Origin of the sequence: Pelorhabdus rhamnosifermentans (assembly GCF_018835585.1) — a bacterium.
GTDB classification, from domain to species: domain Bacteria; phylum Bacillota; class Negativicutes; order UMGS1260; family UMGS1260; genus Pelorhabdus; species Pelorhabdus rhamnosifermentans.
The window spans coordinates 52,899-74,194 of the sequence record NZ_JAHGVE010000012.1; the positions used below are offsets into that span (position 1 = coordinate 52,899).

18 protein-coding genes and 2 riboswitches are annotated in these 21,296 nt (G+C 39.5%); all 18 genes read right to left on the reverse strand.

Annotation, left to right across the window (positions count from 1 at the left end; genetic code table 11):
* Positions 1-56 precede the first annotated feature (56 nt).
* Positions 57-2,720, reverse strand: a complete 2,664-nt coding sequence (locus Ga0466249_RS14860) for a polysaccharide deacetylase family protein (RefSeq protein WP_215830257.1) — start codon at positions 2,718-2,720, stop codon at positions 57-59.
* An 18-nt stretch (positions 2,721-2,738) separates the two neighbouring features.
* Positions 2,739-4,052 (reverse strand): nucleotide sugar dehydrogenase, encoded by a 1,314-nt coding sequence (locus Ga0466249_RS14865; protein ID WP_215830342.1) that lies wholly within the window; start codon positions 4,050-4,052, stop codon positions 2,739-2,741.
* Positions 4,053-4,079: 27 nt separating this feature from the next.
* Positions 4,080-5,558, reverse strand: a complete 1,479-nt coding sequence (locus Ga0466249_RS14870) for an S-layer protein (RefSeq protein ID WP_215830258.1) — start codon at positions 5,556-5,558, stop codon at positions 4,080-4,082.
* 218 nt (positions 5,559-5,776) lie between these two features.
* A riboswitch (cyclic di-GMP riboswitch) is annotated at positions 5,777-5,862 on the reverse strand.
* Between the two features lie 350 nt (positions 5,863-6,212).
* The gene (locus tag Ga0466249_RS14875; protein ID WP_281422652.1) at positions 6,213-7,877 is read right to left on the reverse strand and encodes a ribonuclease J; all 1,665 of its coding nucleotides are present in this window, start codon (positions 7,875-7,877) and stop codon (positions 6,213-6,215) included.
* Between the two features lie 284 nt (positions 7,878-8,161).
* A complete protein-coding gene (dapA, locus tag Ga0466249_RS14880) occupies positions 8,162-9,043 on the reverse strand; it encodes a 4-hydroxy-tetrahydrodipicolinate synthase (RefSeq protein ID WP_215830259.1) in 882 nt (293 codons plus the stop codon).
* 34 nt (positions 9,044-9,077) lie between these two features.
* Positions 9,078-10,298 (reverse strand): aspartate kinase, encoded by a 1,221-nt coding sequence (gene dapG, locus Ga0466249_RS14885; RefSeq protein WP_215830260.1) that lies wholly within the window; start codon positions 10,296-10,298, stop codon positions 9,078-9,080.
* A 12-nt stretch (positions 10,299-10,310) separates the two neighbouring features.
* On the reverse strand, positions 10,311-11,342 hold the full coding sequence (locus Ga0466249_RS14890) for an aspartate-semialdehyde dehydrogenase (RefSeq protein ID WP_215830344.1): 1,032 nt from the start codon (positions 11,340-11,342) through the stop codon (positions 10,311-10,313).
* A 65-nt stretch (positions 11,343-11,407) separates the two neighbouring features.
* Positions 11,408-12,208: a 4-hydroxy-tetrahydrodipicolinate reductase gene (dapB, locus tag Ga0466249_RS14895; protein WP_215830261.1), complete on the reverse strand. Its 801-nt coding sequence runs from the start codon at positions 12,206-12,208 to the stop codon at positions 11,408-11,410.
* A gap of 113 nt (positions 12,209-12,321) precedes the next feature.
* Positions 12,322-12,498, reverse strand: a riboswitch (Lysine riboswitch).
* Between the two features lie 108 nt (positions 12,499-12,606).
* Entirely contained in the window at positions 12,607-13,284 is a 678-nt protein-coding gene (locus tag Ga0466249_RS14900) for a general stress protein (protein WP_215830262.1), read from the reverse strand.
* An 85-nt stretch (positions 13,285-13,369) separates the two neighbouring features.
* Positions 13,370-13,660, reverse strand: coding sequence for a YlmC/YmxH family sporulation protein (locus tag Ga0466249_RS14905; protein WP_215830263.1), 291 nt, complete (start codon positions 13,658-13,660; stop codon positions 13,370-13,372).
* Positions 13,661-13,672: 12 nt separating this feature from the next.
* Positions 13,673-13,984: a hypothetical protein gene (locus tag Ga0466249_RS14910; RefSeq protein WP_215830264.1), complete on the reverse strand. Its 312-nt coding sequence runs from the start codon at positions 13,982-13,984 to the stop codon at positions 13,673-13,675.
* Positions 13,985-14,051: 67 nt separating this feature from the next.
* A complete protein-coding gene (gene dut, locus Ga0466249_RS14915) occupies positions 14,052-14,498 on the reverse strand; it encodes a dUTP diphosphatase (protein WP_215830265.1) in 447 nt (148 codons plus the stop codon).
* Positions 14,499-14,514: 16 nt separating this feature from the next.
* Positions 14,515-15,768 carry a M16 family metallopeptidase gene (locus tag Ga0466249_RS14920; protein ID WP_215830266.1) on the reverse strand — a complete coding sequence of 418 codons (1,254 nt, stop codon included), beginning with the start codon at positions 15,766-15,768 and terminating at the stop codon, positions 14,515-14,517.
* A 137-nt stretch (positions 15,769-15,905) separates the two neighbouring features.
* Positions 15,906-16,781, reverse strand: a complete 876-nt coding sequence (locus Ga0466249_RS14925; protein ID WP_215830267.1) for an N-acetylmuramoyl-L-alanine amidase family protein — start codon at positions 16,779-16,781, stop codon at positions 15,906-15,908.
* Between the two features lie 30 nt (positions 16,782-16,811).
* Entirely contained in the window at positions 16,812-18,038 is a 1,227-nt protein-coding gene (locus Ga0466249_RS14930; protein ID WP_215830268.1) for a glycosyl hydrolase family 18 protein, read from the reverse strand.
* Positions 18,039-18,143: 105 nt separating this feature from the next.
* Positions 18,144-18,854 carry a polysaccharide deacetylase family protein gene (locus Ga0466249_RS14935; protein ID WP_215830269.1) on the reverse strand — a complete coding sequence of 237 codons (711 nt, stop codon included), beginning with the start codon at positions 18,852-18,854 and terminating at the stop codon, positions 18,144-18,146.
* Positions 18,855-18,971: 117 nt separating this feature from the next.
* Complete coding sequence (locus Ga0466249_RS14940; protein ID WP_215830270.1) at positions 18,972-20,537, reverse strand: L-lactate permease; 1,566 nt, start codon at positions 20,535-20,537, stop codon at positions 18,972-18,974.
* Positions 20,538-20,546: 9 nt separating this feature from the next.
* Positions 20,547-21,254: a FadR/GntR family transcriptional regulator gene (locus Ga0466249_RS14945; RefSeq protein ID WP_215830271.1), complete on the reverse strand. Its 708-nt coding sequence runs from the start codon at positions 21,252-21,254 to the stop codon at positions 20,547-20,549.
* Positions 21,255-21,296: the final 42 nt, after the last annotated feature.

Genomic DNA, 21,296 nt, shown 5'->3' on the forward strand with positions numbered 1-21,296 from the left:
CAGCATATAATCAATCACGCTTATCATTTCACCATAGATTTACGTTTTCACTACTTTTAAACTTTATCATGGCTGTTTAATTGCAATGATTTTTTCTGTTCCATTTGAGAATAGCCATCTGGTAAATAATCTGATAACCTACCAACTTTAAACTTGGAAGGATCAGAATCCGCTTTGGCTTCATTTGCAGTCAATAATATATCTAAAGCCATTGCCGTGTATGTAGCATTATCTGACATATGACAGACTAACATAGCACCTTTTCTTACTTCGCCATTTTGGGTATATACTCCGTCTTCAATTGTTTTTAAAAGTTGAGAAACATTTTTGGCATCATAATCTCCTGTGCTGCACGAACCGCAAATAATATATTCATAACCCGTTTCAAACAACGATTCCAAGCCCATCTTACTAATTGCCAAAGTTGGCGGGCGGAAGAACCGAGTCAAAGCAGGTTTACCGTCTATGATTACATCGCCTGTAACAGCTCGTAATTTTTGATAGGATGTGGCAAGTTCCCTGACATATTCCTCTTTGCCCTGCGTTTCAACTTGCTTGCCTGTTTTCTCATCACGAATTACCATGGGTTTATGTTTGTCGGAATGATCTCCGATATCATGACCTGCCATGGCAATAGCGCGGAGCAGATTGGGGTTATTTAATACATTGTTCGTGAGAACAAAAAATGTCGCCTTTACATTATGCTTACGCAGAACATATAGTAATTTATTGATGGCCGCATCTGTCCCCCAGTCGTCAAAGGTAAGGAAAATGACATTGTCTTCCGTATGTATGAATCCGCTCTTATCGAGGCGACGAATCTCCATCTTCGAGAAACCAAGCATACGATCTTCATAAGTAACATCCTTGTTCCCAATATAGCGTTTAGAAGCTTCTGACAGGAAATTATGTTGATCAATATTTAACTCAGCCCCATCATTTCTTAAGCGTACCGGAACATTTTTCAGATCTACCGGATATTGATAAATAAATTTGGTATTATTAAGGATTTCTCCTACCGGCTTAATCATATACTGTGAATCATTGGCCGGATTGCTTGCAGGATTATCATAAGATTTTGCATAGGCAATGTTATCCACTTTGCGTTGTTTGATTATTTCCATCAAATTGCCAACCAATTGGTCATTCGTATAATAATCCATTCTAAAATATAAAATTTGTCCGCGAGCTAAAGAAATCATGGATTTGCGAAAAATTTCCGATAGTACCTGATCGGCGGAAGTATAATCTTTATGTTTAGTTTGTACAACATTCATAGATTGACCAATCAATTTACATTTCAACGTTGAAACAGCTTCTTTTGTTGTATCTGCTACAATACCCGATGGCTGTTTTATCAAGTTCGTTGTCACACCAAACTGCTCTTCAAGCATCTTGCGACAACGCGTAATATTTTCACGAATTTTATCGAAGGTTTCCTCATTTTTCGGCCTTATAGCAATACCAATTTCGTGCCCATTTTCAATGATTTTCCGTACTGTTTCTGGATATTTTTTCATCTCTGTTTCCGTCACAAAGAACGTTGCTTTAATACCCAGACGATTTAATCTTTCAAGTACGTCGTTCACTACTCCTTCATTCGATAATCCTCCAAATGTATATGAAAGCGCTGACTCCGTGGTTAAAATGGTTTTGATTTCTTGTGCATTGCTATCTATATTCTCTGCTGCATAAGCTGTGCGGCAACTAAATAAAGACTTAATTTGTTCTTTTACGAGAGAAGCTGCGTTTACTAGAAAAGAAGAGTCGTTAACCTCTTTAACATCGTTTAAGGTAGTTTTCATTAGTTCCTGGGTTATATTGTTTTTCGAAAAATTTTCCACATAAACGGTAGTATAATTTGCCTTCTCAAGCGCAATTAAAAGTTTTTCTACTGCATCGACAATCTCTTTTTCTCCCAAATCTTCCTGTTTAGGCAATTCTTTTAACCCAGGCTGTTTGTCTATTGCTGGTTTTAAATCTGTTTTTCCCTGTTCATTTATAATCGGTTCGATATTCGTTTTTAGTTTAACGGAAATAATACTTCCCGGTCTAATATTGCCTACAAAATTGTCCGCTGCTACATGAAGCGAATTTATTTGCTTCACATTTAAAAAAGCATCACTTTTTACAACGCTCTTAAAACCACAGGCTTTCGCCGCTTGAAGCAATTGATCCGTATAGTTTGTATCATTACATTTTAAAAGATTCGGTCCTTTATCAGTAGTCACTTGGACAATTTTTTGCGCACGACAAAAATCTTTAACCAATCTATCCATTGGTAGATTTTCCATTTTAACCATGCCTGAAAGTGTATAGTTTTCTACTTGTTGTCCTGCGTTTTTAATATTTACAACGATTTGTGGATCTTCAGCAGTCTGTACTCCATCCACAAAAAATGTCGCCTTAGCATGATATTTTTTCAATAAGTCCAAAATCTGTTGTACGATAGTACGATCTGTTAATCCATCAAAAGTTAAAGCAATCACACGCTGACCACTATTACTATGTGTAATGACCGTTGCCTTCTCTTGACTGTTTTTCATCTGCCCTAAAGCTTGTATAATTTCCGCATCGGCATTATAGAAACTTTCCGCATCGGTAATATTACGATGGTTGCCACCTGTCTGCGTCGTAAAGAAGTCTTTCAATAAAAGCACCCCAGTTAGACAAATACATATAAGCAGAACCAGTGATAATACAATTTTCTTGTTTTTCACGTATATCACCTCTTATGATTAAAGACTCCAGTAGGAGTAACCCTTTTTCTCTATGGTTTCCTGTTCAAATATATTCTTGATATCAACAATAACATGTTTTGTTTGCTTTTTGAACATACTGTTCACATCCGTCAGTCGTAACTCTTCAAATTGTCGATGTGCTACTAAAAACACCAAACAATCCGCATTCTTGACATCTTTTATATCTACAAGTTCCGTATCGAATTCTCTTTTTAATTCCATTTGATCGACGACCGGATCTACCACCTTTACTTTAATTCCATATGTCGCAAGGTGTTTACAAACGTCCACGGCTTTTGAATTGCGCATATCGGGGCAATTTTCTTTGAAAGTGATTCCCATAATATAAATGTTGGACTTTTTAACATTTTTATCGGATTGAATCAATTTTTTTATCACCATATCAGCGACAAAAATCCCCATATTGTCATTGATTTTTCTCCCGGCAGCAATAATCTGCGAGTGATAACCCAACATCTCCGCTTGATAAATAAAATAATACGGATCGACACCAATGCAATGTCCGCCTACCAATCCCGGATAGAATCCTAAAGCATTCCATTTGGTATTCATGGCATCTACAACATCTTTTGTATTGATTCCCATTCGATCAAAAACCATGGCCAATTCATTCATAAAGGCAATATTAATATCTCTTTGGGCATTTTCAACCAATTTTGCCGCTTCCGCCACTTTAATGCTCGGTACTTTATAAACACCCGCGTGAATAATCAACTCGTAGACAGCCGCAATGTTTTCCACTGTTTCTTTGTCCATACCCGAAACGATTTTCCGAATGTTTTCAAGCTTATGCATTTTATCCCCGGGATTAATTCTTTCCGGCGAATAACCAACTTTGAAATCTTTCCCACATACCAATCTTGATTCATTCTCCAATATAGGTACACAAACATCTTCTGTAACTCCCGGGTACACAGTAGATTCAAAGATAACAATACTGTCTTTCGATAAATTTTGTCCTACGACTTTACTGGCATTAACAACAGGTGCTAAATCTGGTGTTTTATCTCCATTAACAGGCGTTGGAACAGCAACAATGATAACGCTAGCTTCTTTTAACCTTGTTGGATCGGTAGTAAATTCCAATGTTGTACTTTGAATTTTTTTGTCCCCGACTTCATGGGTGGGATCAATACCCTTTTTATAAACATTAATTTTTTCTTGATTAATGTCAAATCCCAGCGTTTTGACTTTCTCCGCAAACGCAACAGCAATAGGCAAACCTACATATCCAAGGCCTACAACGGCTAAAAAATCTTTCTTCGTCTGTACTCTTTCAAATATTTCCATTTGCATTTTATCTCACCCATTTTCTTATTAAAAATAATGTGTTAGTTCACTCCACCAGGTTTTCCCTCTTTCCCCTGATACTTTATCTGTTAAGTTGTAATATTCCAACCCTCCAACCAAATTGTTTGCAAATGTGTAGTGAGTCCCTACTCCGTAACCCTTAAATCCTTGCATCAAACCCAAATTGCCTATGCCATTCATTCCATGTTCAATATAAGTACCTAGCGGTTGATTATAATATTTTATAAAAATGTTATATGTACCCGGTCTATATGTTTTTAGATCACCATAGTTAAGACTAAACACGTAGCCATTACTCTCACCTTTGCTATCTTTCAGATTGGAACCCAAATACATGGCCCCTATGCCGAAATTACTGAAGTTGTAGTTTCCACCAAGAGTCCGAATTGTGTTTTGATTGTAGACTCCATTATCCAGCTGATAATGATAAATACTAGCTTCCAGATTATAATCAAAATCATCATACCGTACAGTTGCTATGGATAGTTTTTTCGTATAATCAGTTTTTCCATAACTCAACGTATATTTTACTGGTTTTCCAAAATCAACTTTTGCACCTTTAAAACCGCTATCATAAATATTTCCTTCTGCCATAAGATATCCAAAAGAACCTGCAGTAAGTATTGATGAGCTTAATTTTCCTACAACATTTATACGTGAAAGCTCGAATTTATTATTATAATTCACAAAACTCTTCTCAATGTCCATCATACCATTGACACGCCAATCCTCATTAATATTCGTGCCAAAACCAAGGTAAGTTCGAATTCCGGATGAATCCTTATCCCATCGATTGGAACCTCTGTTAAATGCATAATGATAACGAACTTCACCGTCTACCTTGACTTTATTGTCCACATGCTTGCTACGGTCACCCACATGCATCAATTCGTCTATAAGTCCCGTGTAAGTCTTATTATCAATATCTCTTTGATCCGTGTTGGTATCGTTCACCTTAACTGGTACTTTTTTCTCAATGTCGGCATTATTCCGAAGCAATGCTGTTTTGGAATCATTATCATTAACACCCACTTTAAGTAATGGCCTGTTAGCAGGAGTGCTTATATCTCCATTAGTTATGATTTTTGTTGTAAGTTGCGCTATTTCATATGCAAATTCAGCTTTGGCTTTCTCGATATCTAAATTTTGGTCGCTATTTATTTTAGTCGTAATTTTTGCCATTTTATACGCAAAATCAGTTCTTTGATCAGCAGGTATAATCGGCATTACTTGTGCTGTGACTTGCGCCATAGCATATGAAAATTCAACTTTAAAATTTTCAACATTTATGGCTGGAAATGATATTACCTTTTCCGTAATCTTTTCCATTTCATATGCAAATTCAGCCACACCAGAACGATTATTATCAAGTTCACTCATATTCATGAGCTCATTTGAAGCATATGCCACATTTTCCTTCAACTCATCTGTAGATATACCAATTATCGTTGCCATTGAAACCAGCAATATAAAAAACTTTTTCACTTAATAATTCACCATCCTGATCAAATATACTATCAAAACCATCTTCTCTTTAACTTTTCTTTATTTTACCGACCGATTGGAAAAAGATGAAATAATACTCGCCTTATAAACAAAACCTATAAGTCTTACACGCAGTATCAGGATAACATAATATTACAGTTATGACAAATATTTACACAAAAAATATGACTGTCAAGTTGCAAACAATGAATTCTCATTTTTGCAACTTGGCAGTCATATACATATCGTACGTAGACCCGAAGTTTTGCGTCCTTACCTTTCAGTAAGTTTGCCAACATTTTAAATTAAAATAATTTAATGAAAAAATATACAATATATATTGTATAATTGACTACTCATTTATTCAAGGGGGTATTTAGTCCTGAAAGTCATTATTCTAATCCTTTCTCATTCAAATACGTCTACGTAGGCAGTTATCGGCTAAAATCCAGGTGTACTTTTAATCAATTGTTTTTAACGCTAAACATCTCGTATAAGACATACCTCCCCACTCATTGCCTTATCAAATCAATGTCAAAAATTAGTCTGACTTGGTTATTTCATTATTGGAGATAATATTTAACAAAAAAAGTGGCTACACATCGATTTGTGCAGCCACTTTTTCGTTAAAGCAAAATAAACAAAAAATCGAACTTATATTTCCATAATGATCGGTAAAATCATTGGACGACGACGCGTGCGTTCATAAAGATACTTTCCTAATGCGTCGCGGACATTAGACTTAATAGCCGCCCACTCAGTAATACCGTTTGTTTGACATTTATCAAGTGCCAGTTGTACCTTATCTTTCGCTTCATCCATAAGTTTCTCAGATTCTCTAACATAGACAAATCCTCGTGATACAATATCAGGACCTGCAACAGTACAGCCGCGTTGTTTATCCATCGTCACAACAACGATTAAGATACCATCTTGCGATAGTTGTCTGCGATCACGCAAGACAATATTCCCAACATCACCAACACCCAATCCATCAACAAGCACTTTTCCAGCCGTAACCTTTCCATTGATAACAGCCTTTTCAGGACTAAATTCTAATACTTGGCCATTTTCAGCAACCAAAATATTTTGTTTAGGCATACCCAAGTCTTGAGCTAATTTTGCATGAACAATAAGATGACGATATTCGCCATGAACAGGTACGAAATATTTTGGTCGAACAAGATTATGCATCATTTTTAATTCTTCTTGACTGGCGTGTCCTGATACATGAATTCCAGAAGACGCACCGTAAACAACATCTGCACCTTGTTTAAATAAGAAGTCAATGGTCTTTGAGACTAGTTTTTCATTTCCCGGAATTGGTGTGGCTGAAATAATGACCGTATCACCAGGCATGATTTCAACTTTGCGATGATCAGACATAGCCATACGGGTCAAAGCGGACATGGGTTCACCCTGGCTACCTGTTGTTAAAATCACAATACCGGACAAAGGATAATTTTTGATTTCATCAATATCAATCAACATACCTTCGGGAATATTCATATAGCCAAGCTCTGAAGCAATACTAACAACATTTACCATACTGCGACCTAAAATAGCTACTTTACGTTTGAATTTACAAGCCATATCAATGGCCTGCTGCAAACGATGAATGTTGGATGAGAAACTGGCAATAATAATGCGCCCCTTGGCATTGCGGAACGTATCATCAAAAGATGCCCCTACACTGCGTTCACTCTTGGTATAACCAGGACGTTCAGCATTGGTACTATCTGCAAGCATAACAAGCACGCCTTGGTCACCTAACTCGGCAAAGCGGTGAAAATCAGTAACCTTACCGTCAATAGGCGTTTGATCCAATTTAAAGTCACCTGTATGGACAATAGTTCCAATTGGAGTTTGAATGGACAAAGCAACAGCATCGGCAATGCTGTGGCTAACATGAATAAAGCCAATTTTAAATGCACCCACTTGAATTTGATCGCCTGCTTTGACAGGATTCAAATTAACAGGGGATACATTATTTTCTTTTAGGCGACCCTGAAGTATTCCTAATGTCAACTTTGTCCCATATACAGGAACATTAAGTTGTTTAAGTACATAAGGAAGAGCGCCAATATGGTCCTCATGACCATGCGTCAAGATAATGGCCTTCACCATATCCTGATTTTCAATTAAATAAGAAATATCCGGGATAACTAAATCAATCCCAAGCATATCATCTTCCGGAAACATCAGACCCGAATCAATGACAATTATTTCGTCACCATAACGAATAACAGTCATGTTCTTGCCGATTTCTCCCATCCCGCCTAGCGGAATAATCTGAATTTTTTGTGGCATTTTAGTCAAAAAAATATACACCTCCACGCTACTGCCTTCCGAGCAGTAGACATAATATAATCTTAAATATTCTATATTTGCCGATACTTTTGTCCGCTCTCTCATCGGTACAAGCCGTTCACTCATGCATAAACAACAACTGCCGAACCAATTACTTCCTACCTCATTATATACTATTTATGAGAAGGCAACAAGTAATAAATAAAAGCCTAAGAATATTATGTGCAGTTTCCAAATGGGAAATACAAAAGCCTGTCACGAAAGTGACAGGCGAAATAAATTAAGTCGGGAAATTAAATCGCTGGAATAAGCTGCAGGACCTCCTGAATTTTTGCCGTTTCCTGTTCTGTAGCATTCACTAAAGGTAACCGGAAAGGACCGGCATTAAGACCAAGCAAATTAACAGCCGTTTTCACTGGAATCGGATTCGTCGTAATAAACAGGCCCTTAAATACAGGCAACAGAGCCAAATGGAGCTTTGCCGCTGTCTTAATATCTCCAGCCAAAAAGGCCTCAATCATCCGTTTCATAGCATTGCCTGCTACATGAGCGGCAACACTTACAATGCCTTGTGCTCCAATGGCAAGGCTGGGAAGTGTCAAGGAGTCATCGCCACTATAAACCATAAAATCAGGTGATGTTCCGCGAATAATTTCAGCAAATTGCTCTAACTGACCACTTGATTCTTTAACTGCAACAATATTGTCAATTTCAGACAAACGAATAATTGTCGAAGGTAAAATATTGGATGCCGTACGGCCTGGAACATTATAAATAACGGCCGGCAAAGATATGCTTTGCGCAATGGTTTTAAAATGCTGATAGAACCCTTCCTGCGGCGGTTTATTATAATAAGGTCCCACAAGAAGCACCCCATGAACTCCCGTTTTTTCAGCTGCTCTAGTCATTTCAACCGAGGCTAGAGTATCATTGGAACCTGTTCCTGCAATAATGGTAGCTTTATTTCCAACTTTCTTGACAATCACTCGAAACAGCTCCAGTTTTTCTTCTTTATTCATGGTAGCTGCCTCGCCTGTACTCCCTGCAACAACTAAGCCATCTGAACCGTTTTGTATGAGATGTTCAGCTAATTTCGCCGCGGCTTCGTAGTTAACTGTTCCGTCTTGATGAAAAGGAGTCACCATGGCAGTTAATATCCGACCAAATGATTTCATTTTTTTCTCCTCCTAATTTGTTGCAAAATAAAAGTTAATCTGCTAATCCGAACCGGCCGTGAAGAGCAAGCAATGCTGTTTTTACATCTGCTTGATGAATCAGCGCTGATATGGATGTATGAGAATCAACAGTTTGTAGTATTTCCACATGACTACACGTTAAGGCATCAACAAAGCTTGCCATCACACCTGGTACTTCACGCATGCCACCGCCCACAACAGAAACCTTGGCACAGTCTGGCAATAGCGTCACAGGAAAACCTAATTTAACTAATTTTTCTTCAGCGAGAGATGCTACTTCCGCGTTCACAGTAAACATAATTTGACCTGGATGAACATTAATCAAATCCACACTAATATTATTATTAGCCATAGCATGAAACACTTGTGATGCCGTTTGATGCGAAGCAGTCGATTCTACTTGAAGCGCTATTTGCACGATTTTTTCCAAATAAGTCACACCTGTTGCAATACGATCTGTTACAAGCGATGCTTCGCTATCACTTGTAGCCGGACTGGTAATCAAGGTTCCCGGAGCATCGCTAAAGGTTGATTTCACTATAAGAGGAATATTTTTTTGCATCGCAATTTCTACGGCACGCGGATGAATGACTTTGGCACCTTGATGAGCCATCTGGCAAACCTCACTATAGCTAATACAGTCCAGAATACGTGCATCTTCTACAATACGAGGATCAGCCGTCATAATACCGTCCACATCTGTATAGATTTCTACTGCTTCTGCATTTAAAGCTGCTCCTAAAGCTGCTCCTGTTGTATCACTGCCACCCCGGCCAAGCGTGGTAAAATCACCATCCACTGTTACGCCTTGGAAACCGCAGACAACAGGAACACGGCCCGCTTGAAGCAAATGGAGAATTTTAGAAGAATCAATCTTAATGATTCGGGCATTTGTAAAGTGATTGTCCGTAATAATTCCTGCTTGACCGCCTGTAAGCATGGTTGCGGCTACACCAGCCCCTTGCAGCGTGGCTGCCATAACAGCAGCCGAAATAATTTCACCACAGCAAAGCAACGAGTCAATTTCCTTTTTTTCCGTCCGCTCATTCGTTTCCTTCAGTAATGAAAGAAGTGTATCTGTTGCATAGGGAGCCCCTTTTCGGCCCATAGCTGATACAACAACGACAGGTGTAAACCCCTCTTTTAGGGCTTGCTGGACTTTCTTGACAACTAATTGGCGCACTTCCTCCGTTGCAACAGAGGTACCACCAAATTTTTGGACAATTATCTGCATTGAACACACACCTCAGACTAATTGATGTTGAATCATATACTCAGCAATTTGCAGCGCGTTAAGTGCAGCACCTTTACGAATCTGATCACCTGTTACCCAAAGATTCAGACCATGTTGGACGGATCTATCAGGTCTTACGCGACCGACAAATACTTCATCCTTATTAGATGTAAAGAGCGGCATAGGATAAATTTGTTCAGCAGGATTATCTTCCACAATGACGCCGGGAAACTGAGCGAGTACTTCTTTGGCTTCTGCTGCTGAAAGAGGACCGGAGAGTTCAAGATTAATGGATTCAGAATGGCTGCGATACACTGGAACGCGAACTGTTGTTGCTGTTATCCCTATAGTATAGTCATTAAGAATCTTATGTGTTTCATGTACCATCTTCATTTCTTCCTTGGTATAATCATCCTCAACAAATACATCAATATGAGGCAATATATTAAAAGCAATCTGATAATGTTTTGGTAGTGATGCACTAGGCAAAATATTCGCTTCGACAGGGCGATTTTCTAGGACAGCTTTCGTTTGTTCTGTTAATTCGTTGATGCCTTCTTTTCCTGCGCCAGACACTGCCTGATAAGTCGAAACAACAATCCTTTTAATTTTCACTTTATCATAAATTGGTTTTAAGGCCATTAACATAATAATGGTGGAACAATTCGGATTAGCAATAATACCTTGATGTGCAGCGATAGCTTCAGGATTGACTTCTGGAACAATGAGCGGCACATTCGGGTCCATACGAAAAGCACTAGAATTATCAATAACAACAGCGCCAGCTTTTACAGCAGCTGGAGCAAAAGTTTTACTGGCTGATCCGCCGGCAAACAAAGCAATATCAATATCTTTAAAAGACTCTGTTGTGGCTTCTTCTACGGTATAAGTTTTTCCCATAAAGTCGATTTCTTTACCAGCCGAACGTTTCGATGCTAATAATTTTAAGTTCTCAAAAGGAAATTTACGTTCTTCAATTAATGTTAAGAACTCCTGTCCCACTGCGCCTGTTGCACCAAGAATAGCTACATTGGATTTTTTCATCATGTCACTCTCCACATCTCAAAATTTAATCATGCTTCTTATTTATGTTTATCAGTTCAATCGCATTAATCTAAAAGATTTTCCAGTCCACACATAAGGCCCTGGATAGAGGATGCCTTGCGACAAGCAAGCGTTACGCCAGGCATAAATGATTCCCTTGAAATGGAATCATGACGAATCGTCAAGGTTTGACCTAAGCCACCAAAAATCACTTCTTGGTTGGCTACATAACCAGGTAAACGCACACTATGTATAGGAATACCTGCAAAATTCCCACCCCGACTACCAGGTAGCTTTTCTTTTTCATCAGGATGACCTTGGCGCAGAGTACCACGTACTTCAGCAATCAATTCAGCTGTACGCAGCGCCGTTCCAGACGGAGCATCCAATTTTTGATCGTGATGAAGCTCAATAATTTCAACATGTGGTAAATATTTGGCCGCCTGAACGGACATTTGCATGAGCAAAATGGCCCCAATGGCAAAATTAGGCGCAATCAAAGCCCTTCCTTGTAATTTCTGACATAATTCTTTTACTTCTGCAACATCTTGCGTTGAAAGACCAGTTGTTCCTACGATAGGACATACGCCTTGCTGCAGAGCCAAGCGAATGTTTTTCATAACAGAACTGGGACTGGTAAAATCGACCATGACTTCAGCATGACTTGCTTTTATAACCTCAACGAGATCAGTACCAATTTTAATACCAACCGCAGCTTTTCCAATTACTGTACCCACATCTGTTCCTGCATTTTTTACATCCACGGCGCCTACTAATTCAAGTGCATCGTCATTAAGGACTGCCCTCATAACTTCTTGGCCCATGCGTCCACATGCACCACTTACCATAACCTTTACTTTATTCATAATTCACCTCCATAGAATAAAAAATCAGCCAGTTACATGCACCGGCTGATTATTTTTCGAAACACTATAAAGCAACAAAACAACAATCACAAGGAACTGTGTTTTTTGCCTCTGCTGAACATAGCGCTCCACCAAAACAATCATTGGTGACAGTCTCATACCTGTTCGGTATAAAACCAGTATGGCAAATTTGGTATTTACGCACACTTCGGCAATGAACCCTTTCCTTTCAGATCATAGATACCACTCTTCCTGAAAGTACTGATGTTCCCTGCACCTCTATATCATAGACAATAAAGCAATTATTTAATTATCAACATCTTACACTATTCCTATGCAAAATGTCAATCAATTTAGAACAATTAAGCTAAATAATTGAAAAGTCGGGAAAACCCGACTTAAGCAAGAGCATGAGTTTTGACTTCATTGGCACCATTTTGCGTAAAAATTGTCGAAGCTTGACTTACTTTGCTATTATCGGTGCGAACCATGGCCACGATTTCGCCTCGTGCCACTTTTTCCTCATAACGTTTACTGTCTTCAGCAGGGATACCATAATCAATTAATCCACCAGCAACACCACCTGCCACTGCACCGCTTAAAGCCGCTGCAATCGGTCCAGCTGCCGCAATCGGTCCAATGCCAGGAATGGCCAAGGCCCCTGCCCCTACAAGCAGTCCGCCAATGCCGCCAAGCGTTCCGCCTGCTACAGCACCATCTGTTACATCATCGTTATAGTAGGTTGTATCTGATTCATCTGTGTTATGAGCGCCTTTTTTGGCTACAACATTAATTTCTTCTGTTGTAAAACCTTGTTGCCGCAGTTGATTAACAGCTTGATCTGCTTGACGGCGTTCCGTAAATGAAGCGACAACCATGCTAACTGCAGTTGCTGCCGATCCGCCGCTTTGTTGCGTTGCTTTCGCACTCGTCGCGGTTGCTTGTGGAGCCGCAGATTGCGGCGCCATCTGCCCTTGTTGCATACCTGTCTGACTCGAAGTAGATGATTGTACCGCACTATAGGCAGAAGCAATGTTATTGTTGGATTGTGCTGAATTGGATGGTTTATTTTCCATTCTGAAGCCTCCTCTATTTTCATGATCATTGAATAGGGTTCTTCAGATAATTTCTCCAAAATCAGCAATGAATATTCATTAAAATTTAATTTGATTCATTGAGCGGACGAGAACTCATAAGTAAGCCTTTTTCACTTCCTTGTTCATAATCAACTAAAATAAAATCTTGACCAATGCGTTTAATGGCTTGCCATGGAATGGAGGATGGGCGATTTTCATGAAAAAATCGCCAAAAATCCAAGCGGTTCGGTAATAATAAAGCAGCTATTTTACCATTTTTTCCGTCAAAAACCAATTCGCATTCATCAATAATGCCAATTCGAGCACCATCAGCTAAATTGATCACTTCTTTACCTGTTAAATCATGCAAACGCATAAATTCACCTTCTTAATCTTTATAAAAGATGGAAAAGACAAAGGGTTGAATGAGCGTAATAATGAGTGAAATCAAGGCAAGCGGGTCTACAGACACAGCTAGACAGGTCAGTTTCTCAGGAACATCTACTTTTAAAAATGATACAAGTAAAATAAGAGATAAATATATTCCGCCTGCCGTCGATACAAGATCTGTAAGAGCGGTCGACACAGGAGATGCCTGAGTTTGTGACAATTCTGACGACTGACGCAAAACCTTGATTCTAAGCCGAAGGGATAAGGAAAAAAACAGACATAATATGAGCAGCAATATAAGCTCATGCATAAGCCCCTCTCCTCCATTCTATCATTACCTTATGCACGCACTCATTATTTATGAAAAAATAATAGCATTATTGCCCCGTACTGCCAAATCCCCCTTGACGCTTATCTGTAGCATCATCATCGTCAGTAAGTAAAAATGAATAGAAAATACCTTGAGCAATCCGCGTATGAGCCGATAAAACAATCGTTTCCGCTCCAAAATTGAAAAGTGCTACAAAAATATGACCTTCATTATCAGGATTGTTATAGTAATCAGAATCAACGATTCCTTGACTATTAACGAGACACAAGTGTTTTTTGACAGCAAGCGATGAACGAATATGAATACCTAAATATTCATTGCTTTGCATATAGGCTTTCAGCCCTGTTGGAACAAGAGTCACTTCATTTGGTTTTAGACTCACCTCGGTGATTGTGGCAAGATCATAGCCAGCGCTATGGGCTGTGTTGCGCTTCGGTAAAGGTAAATTTTGCTTGGCATAAGCCTCAATCCAAGCAAAGCCGCGTTTTTTCATTATAGTTCTTCCTCCTCTATAAAACAATCACTTTATTACTATCCTTTTCTTTCAAGGGACCAATCGCCGTATAAGACAAAGTCTGCTTACGCATCATGTGCGCAATAAGACCTTCAATCTGCTCGATTGTCACGTCATTAATTTTACTCACAACCTCATTGAGCGGTACAAATCGCTTCATTGTTAATTCATTGCGGCCAATACGCGACATCCGACTACCAGAACTCTCTAGTCCAAGTAATAAAGTTCCTTTTAATTGTTCTTTGCTTTTCGTAAGCTCTTTGAGTAAAATCCCTTCGCTACGCACTTTACGGAGATTTTCTAAAATAAGATCCAATACATGCTGCGCATTGCCTGGCCGAGTACCAGCATAAATCGTCCAAAGTCCGCTGTCACTATAATTCGTCGGATAAGAATAGACAGAATAAGCCAATCCCTTATCTTCTCGTATGGATTGAAATAAGCGTGAACTCATCGATCCGCCCAAAATATTATTTAGCACATAGACACCGTAAATATCGGGGGAATCAAAAGCAACACTATCTGTGCTGAGACACATATGGACTTGTTCTGTCTCTTTAAGCCGGATATGCGTTGTCGGCTTTAGAAGTGGAACATGCGGATGATCCACAATAAAACCTTTTTGGAGGTGGCCATAATAACGCTGAGCACATTCAACAAGTGCATCATGCGTCAAGTTTCCAGCAGCAGCAATAACAATATTCTCTGTCTGATAGCGATGCTGGTAATAGTCAAGCAGCATTTTTTGATCAAAGGTGGCAATGGACTCGCGCGTACCCAAAATATTACGTCCTAAGGGATGACCGGACCAAAGTTGCTGAACATGCACATCATGAACAAGTTCTTCCGGTGAATCTTCATACATATGCAACTCTTCCAAAACTACTTCGCGCTCTTTCTCGATATCTTCTGTGGCAAACCGCGAATGAAAAATCATGTCTTCAAGTAATTCGGCAGCAAAATCAAGCTGAGCATCTAGGACTTTCATATAAAAGCACGTATATTCTTTGGCTGTAAAAGCATTAATTTGTCCGCCTACAGCATCAACGACTTCAGCAATTTCTTTCGCATTGCGTTTTGTTGTGCCCTTAAAAATAAGATGCTCAATAAAATGTGAAATACCGTGATTGAAATCTGATTCATGACGAGAACCCGTTCCAATCCAAATGCCCAAGCTAACCGATTTAAGCTGTGGCATTTGTTCTGACACGACACGTATGCCATTGGATAGTACAGATTTATGGTACATAGTAGCTCCTTTGTATGTGAGAATAACATTCTTGCTTTCATTGTTTTCTATTATAAGATAGAAAATCCTGCTCTCAAAGTACAGATAAAAAAGGGACTATGACCTCATAATCGGCATAGCCCCTAAGAAACTGCAATTTATTTTTGACTAAAATATTGAACAATACCCTTACGAATGCCTAAAGCAATTTTATTCTGATAATCGCTACTGTTTAATTTCACTGCCTCTTGGCCATTCGATACAAAACCCATTTCCACTAAAATACTTGGCATGGAAGTACTGCGAATGACATAAAAATTAGCCTGAGACGTCCCCTTATCATTCGCTCCCGTAGCACTAATCAAGGCATTTTGTACAATTAATGCCACAGGTGATGACTGAGCACTGTTATAAAACGTCATGGCTCCTTGAATCGAGTTATCACTATTTTCATTAGAATGAAGACTAATGAAAAGATCGGCATGATTCGACTCTGCTTGTTCTACACGAGCTGCGAGTTCCTGTCCAAGTGTACTGCCTTCAGGAGCAACGGTGTGATCGGAGCTACGTGTCATAATGACTTTGGCACCTGCCTGTGTTAATTGATCTTGCAGTTTTAAGGCCACCGCTAAATTAATATCCGATTCCCGAACATTATTGCCCACAGCCCCAGGGTTACTTCCGCCATGACCAGGATCAACAACAATCACCTTGCCCTTCAGCCCCCCACTATCAACGTTGGATGGCGGATTCGCAGAACTACCAGAAGGAGAAATGGTTGTCGGCACGCTACCTGTAGTCGAAGAACTGCCGAGATGAAGAAGGGGGCCTAAAATTTTATCAAAAAGAAAGCTAAATATCGTATTAATAAGCCCACCACCTGATGAACCTGATGAACTTGATGAAACAGTCGAAGCAGTAAGGGTCTGAGCAAGATTATCGAGGGGGGCAGCATAACTGACTGTTAAAGGCAGAAGAAAGTTAAAACTGAGCATAAGAACAAGTACAGCAATCATGATTTTATTACTAGTCACTAGAATCCTCCTGACATTTTGTTATCCGATTTACTTATTGCCAAGTTTGCCTTGAATGACAGACCAGATGGCCGGATCTTCTTCACCAAGCTTCCACAAGGCGATACCGCCAAGATCATACTTGTTCATTAAGTCCACTTTGTAACCAATGCTCTGACTATTTTCAAACCACACTTGATGACTGATTCCATCATTTCCCGTATAAGATAGATGCGGTGATTTAGAGGGTTCATCCCACTCGATGGGCTTACTGAATTGCTTCGCCAAGTTCATAATCGCTGGGTACTCCAAGCTTTCCGTACCTTTACTTGACCAATCATAACCATATCCGGCAATACCTAAATAAAGTTTGTTTTTCGGTATAAACTGCAGTGCATAGTTAACGCACCTTTCATCCCAGCCAATATCAGCAATCGGGCCGGCTTCACTCCATGTACCATGATTATCATAAGTCATGAGCATAATTTTATCGACATAGTTAGCTAAACTAGCATAATCATAAGCAACAGAAACATCATTATTTTCATTTTCTTTAGGAAAAACATCCATGGATACAATCAATCCCTGTGGTTTCAACCGCGCAGAAAGTTCCTTCATGAATAGCGATAAATTATCTCTGTCTTTTGCTGGCACCATTTCAAAATCAATATTGATACCATCAAGATGATATTTCTTAACCGTAGCTTCTAAGTTGTCAATGGCAATTGTCCGCAATTTTGGACTGTTGAGTAGCGTATCAATGGGTACATCTGTATTGCCTTTTGTGGCATTATTGACAAGCAAATAGACTGAGCGATGATTTTGATGCGCTAAAGTAACAACGGACTGATGATCATCACCACCCCGATCGCTGACAGTACCATCTTCGGCAAGCGTTGCCCAGAAAGGTGCAATGGTCTGAATTTGATCGACATGACGATTAAAATCGTTATAAGAATCCTTGTCTGTTCCATACCACTCAGCATAGAACCCCACAACTTCTTTGTTACCCGTTGATTTTAAGCCGCCAGGCAAACTCACAGAACCACCCGATGTCGCAGCAGGTAAATCCAGCTTTTTACCAAGCAACTTACCAAGCAATAATCCAACAAATACATCAACAATATTCACACTGGAATTTTTATCGACTGTGGGAGCACTGGCTTGTCCTACTAAATCTTGTAACGAAAAGGCATAAGCCGATGTAGCAGGCAAAAATAAAGTAGTCATGAAACTGACTAGTATAAACAAGACAATAGGTAAACAATGTTTTTTCATTTTCATCTCCATTCCAGTTGATCGGTATAATGTTATGTAAACATATTACCATGATTCTGGGCAGAGAGCAAGCTGCATATAAAAAAACAGGCTATATTCTGCCTGTTAATTGCTACTTATGGCATCGGAAACAGTTGTAATCGTATATCCCTTCTCTTGTAATTCTTTAATAATGCCAGGTAAGGCTTTACTTGTTGGTTCCGTAGGATGCATCAGAATAATTGCTCCTGGTTGAAGTTTTTTCATGATTCGACTGTGAATGACTTCCGGAGCCGGGCGTCGCCAATCAATGGTATCAATACTCCACATAATAGTTGTATAGCCTAATTCATTGGCTGCCGCAAGCACTGTCTGATTAAATTCACCATAAGGTGGTGCATAAAGCTTTGTTTTCTGACTGGTAACTTCTTCTATAATGTTCTGCGTTTTGATGATTTGTTCTTGGTTTTTTTCTTTACTCAGTGCATTGGGATGGGGATGGCTGTAGCTATGATTAGCTAATTCGTGACCACCCTGAGCTATATTTTGTAATAAATTTGGATATTGTTTCGCCCAACTGCCGCCAATAAAAAATGTAATATGAACATTATTTTGAGCAAACGTATCAAGCATGGCTGGCAAATACTCTTCGCCCCAAAACACGTTACAAGCAAAAGCCACTTTTTTTGTCGCCGTGCTACCTTGATAAATTGGTTTAGGATCATCCGATGCCTTAAGTGAGTTGTTTAAAAAAATGAAACATAAGCTAACTGTCATAACCGCTGCCAATGCACTCAGCCATTTACCTGGCCAACGAAACGTCCAAAAGCCTTTCATTTCTTTCCCCACCTTTATTTATACGGCTGATTATAATTATGTGAAAAAAGCTCATTTCATGTAAAAAAAATAAAGCCAATCCACAAAAAGTGAATTGGCTTACCTTATTCGTTTCTGTTAGGCAAAAGCATAGACCATAACACCGACAACAATGACATAGACAATACAATACTTAATGGTTACAGCAAGGATTGCGCCTTCCTGACCTTCTTGCCCTGTTGCGGAGCAGGCAACAGCAATACTCTGGGGAGAAATCATTTTACCTGCTGTAGCCCCAGTTGTATTAGATGCTGTAACCCACGTGGGATCGGCACCAATGGCCAAAGCAGTCTGTTTTTGCAAGGCCCCAAAGAGTACATTGGCACTCGTATCACTACCTGTAACAAATGTCCCCAAGGCACCAATAGCTGGAGCAATAACAGGATAGAAAGGACCCGTTACTTTCGCTAAAGCCAGTGCAATAGCGGCAATCATCCCACTATAACCCATAACTTTAGCCATACTCACAATAGCGACAATCGTTAGGATCGTTTTTTGCAGTTGGACAACAGTACGGCCAAATGTTTCAACAAGAGCTGTAATGGAAGCACCCTGAACAAGTCCGCCAACAACAGCCGCAATCATAATGAGTGTGCCCGGCGTAATCAGCCAGTCAACTCCCATGGGTTTCCCCTCAGGGCCATTATAAATGAAGAGCATGCTTTTCACTTGACCAAGTGTACTATTAATAGCCGGGAAAAATTTACTTGTTCCTAAAATCAGCACAAATAAAAGTACGTAAGGTGACCAAGCAATCATTTGATCTGTTAAAGAAACAGCATTTTTTTGAGGAGCAGTCGCATCTTTATCTTCAAAGGGGAATTTCCAATCCTCTTTCGGAGGTGAAATACGCGCCCACATGGCAGTACAGAACATCGACACAATAGAACCAACAATGGCCGTTAATTCAGGACCAATGAATTTTGCTACAAGCAGCTGCGGTATAGCAAAACTAACACCTGCAACTAGAGCAGTTGACACGACACCTTTTAAACCAGACATGCTTTTGGTTAAAATCAAAACTAACGCAAGTGGAACGACCATAACAAATGGTGTCAGTTGCAGCGCCGTATAATAAGTAAGCTGCATAACATCGACGTCTGCGACCTTGGCTAATGTCGTAATTGGAATGCCAACAGCACCAAATGCGACAGGTACTGTATTAGCAATTAAACAAATAACAGCAGCAAAAAACGGATTAAATCCTAAACCAATTAAGATGGAAGCAGGAATGGCAACAGCTGTACCAAAACCCGCTGCAGCTTCTAAAAATCCGCCAAAACCCCAAGCAATAATCAACGCCTGAATCCGGCGATCACCAGAAAGACTGCCCATAAATCCCTTGATTGTTTCCATGGCACCTGTTTTCAGTGTCACATTATAGGTGAATATAGCCGCCAAGATAACCCAGATAATGGGCCATAATGCCAGGACTACGCCTTCTAATGCTGCCCGAATCGATAAGATGAAAGGCATACCCCAACCAACTATAGCAATAACAAAACTTAACACAAGACCGATAATACAGGCTTTATATGCAGGCATTTTCATAATACCAAGGCTAACTAACAGCCATAGAAGCGGTATAAACGCGAGCAGCGCTGACATAAACATTCCGTAGGGACTGACAATGACTTCCCACATAATGTAAATTCACTCCTTATATTTGCGGCAAAGTTGATCATGAACATATTGCATGTGTTCACGCATAGCCTGCCGCGCTTGGTCACGGTTTTTAAGTAATATCGCTTGATAAATTTCATTGTGTTGCGAGGCAAGTATTTCTGAATTATTTGGATCCTCCAAAATTAATTGTCGCATATCCACAATATGATGACTAACTACTTCATTAATGGAAGAATACATATAATACAGCAGCGTATGATGGCTGGCCTTAGCAATAAGGGAATGATAGGTATAGTCTGCCTCTTCCGTAATTTTCCCTTCTCGCTCACCTGTAAGCAATAGTCGATAACCCTCAAGTACATCCAATTCTTCAGGAGTAATAAAATCTGCTGCCATACCGGCACATTCAATTTCCAGCATGGAACGCACATCAAGTAATTCAACTGTATTATTCTCCAACATAAAAATTAAGGAGAGAGGCTCAAAAATTTTATATTCGGGAAAAGAAGAGACAATAAAGGTACCTTCGCCTTGGCGACTTTCTGTAATGCCTAACATTTCGAGAGAACGAAGTCCTTCACGAATTGCTGTACGGCTAACACCTAACATCACAGCCATATCGCGCTCCGAAGGTAACTTATCGCCTTTTTTTAAAGTTTTATTGTAAATTCTTTCTTTAATTTGTTCGATCACTTGTTTGTAAAGTTTTGTTGACACAATTGGATTAAATTCCACTATTTCTCCCCTTCTCATTTGTCAATAATTTTGAGCGGGAGC

Coding starts and splice junctions, on each gene's coding strand:
- Ga0466249_RS14900 (WP_215830262.1), bottom strand. CDS start 13,284: ATGGAAAATAAACCATCCAATTCAGCACAATCCAACAATAACATTGCT.
- Ga0466249_RS14865 (WP_215830342.1), bottom strand. CDS start 4,052: ATGGAAATATTTGAAAGAGTACAGACGAAGAAAGATTTTTTAGCCGTT.
- dut (WP_215830265.1), bottom strand. CDS start 14,498: ATGAAAAAACGCGGCTTTGCTTGGATTGAGGCTTATGCCAAGCAAAAT.
- Ga0466249_RS14910 (WP_215830264.1), bottom strand. CDS start 13,984: ATGCATGAGCTTATATTGCTGCTCATATTATGTCTGTTTTTTTCCTTA.
- Ga0466249_RS14935 (WP_215830269.1), bottom strand. CDS start 18,854: ATGAAAGGCTTTTGGACGTTTCGTTGGCCAGGTAAATGGCTGAGTGCA.
- dapB (WP_215830261.1), bottom strand. CDS start 12,208: ATGAATAAAGTAAAGGTTATGGTAAGTGGTGCATGTGGACGCATGGGC.
- Ga0466249_RS14940 (WP_215830270.1), bottom strand. CDS start 20,537: ATGTGGGAAGTCATTGTCAGTCCCTACGGAATGTTTATGTCAGCGCTG.
- Ga0466249_RS14905 (WP_215830263.1), bottom strand. CDS start 13,660: ATGCGTTTGCATGATTTAACAGGTAAAGAAGTGATCAATTTAGCTGAT.
- Ga0466249_RS14890 (WP_215830344.1), bottom strand. CDS start 11,342: ATGAAAAAATCCAATGTAGCTATTCTTGGTGCAACAGGCGCAGTGGGA.
- dapA (WP_215830259.1), bottom strand. CDS start 9,043: ATGAAATCATTTGGTCGGATATTAACTGCCATGGTGACTCCTTTTCAT.
- Ga0466249_RS14920 (WP_215830266.1), bottom strand. CDS start 15,768: ATGTACCATAAATCTGTACTATCCAATGGCATACGTGTCGTGTCAGAA.
- dapG (WP_215830260.1), bottom strand. CDS start 10,298: ATGCAGATAATTGTCCAAAAATTTGGTGGTACCTCTGTTGCAACGGAG.
- Ga0466249_RS14930 (WP_215830268.1), bottom strand. CDS start 18,038: ATGAAAAAACATTGTTTACCTATTGTCTTGTTTATACTAGTCAGTTTC.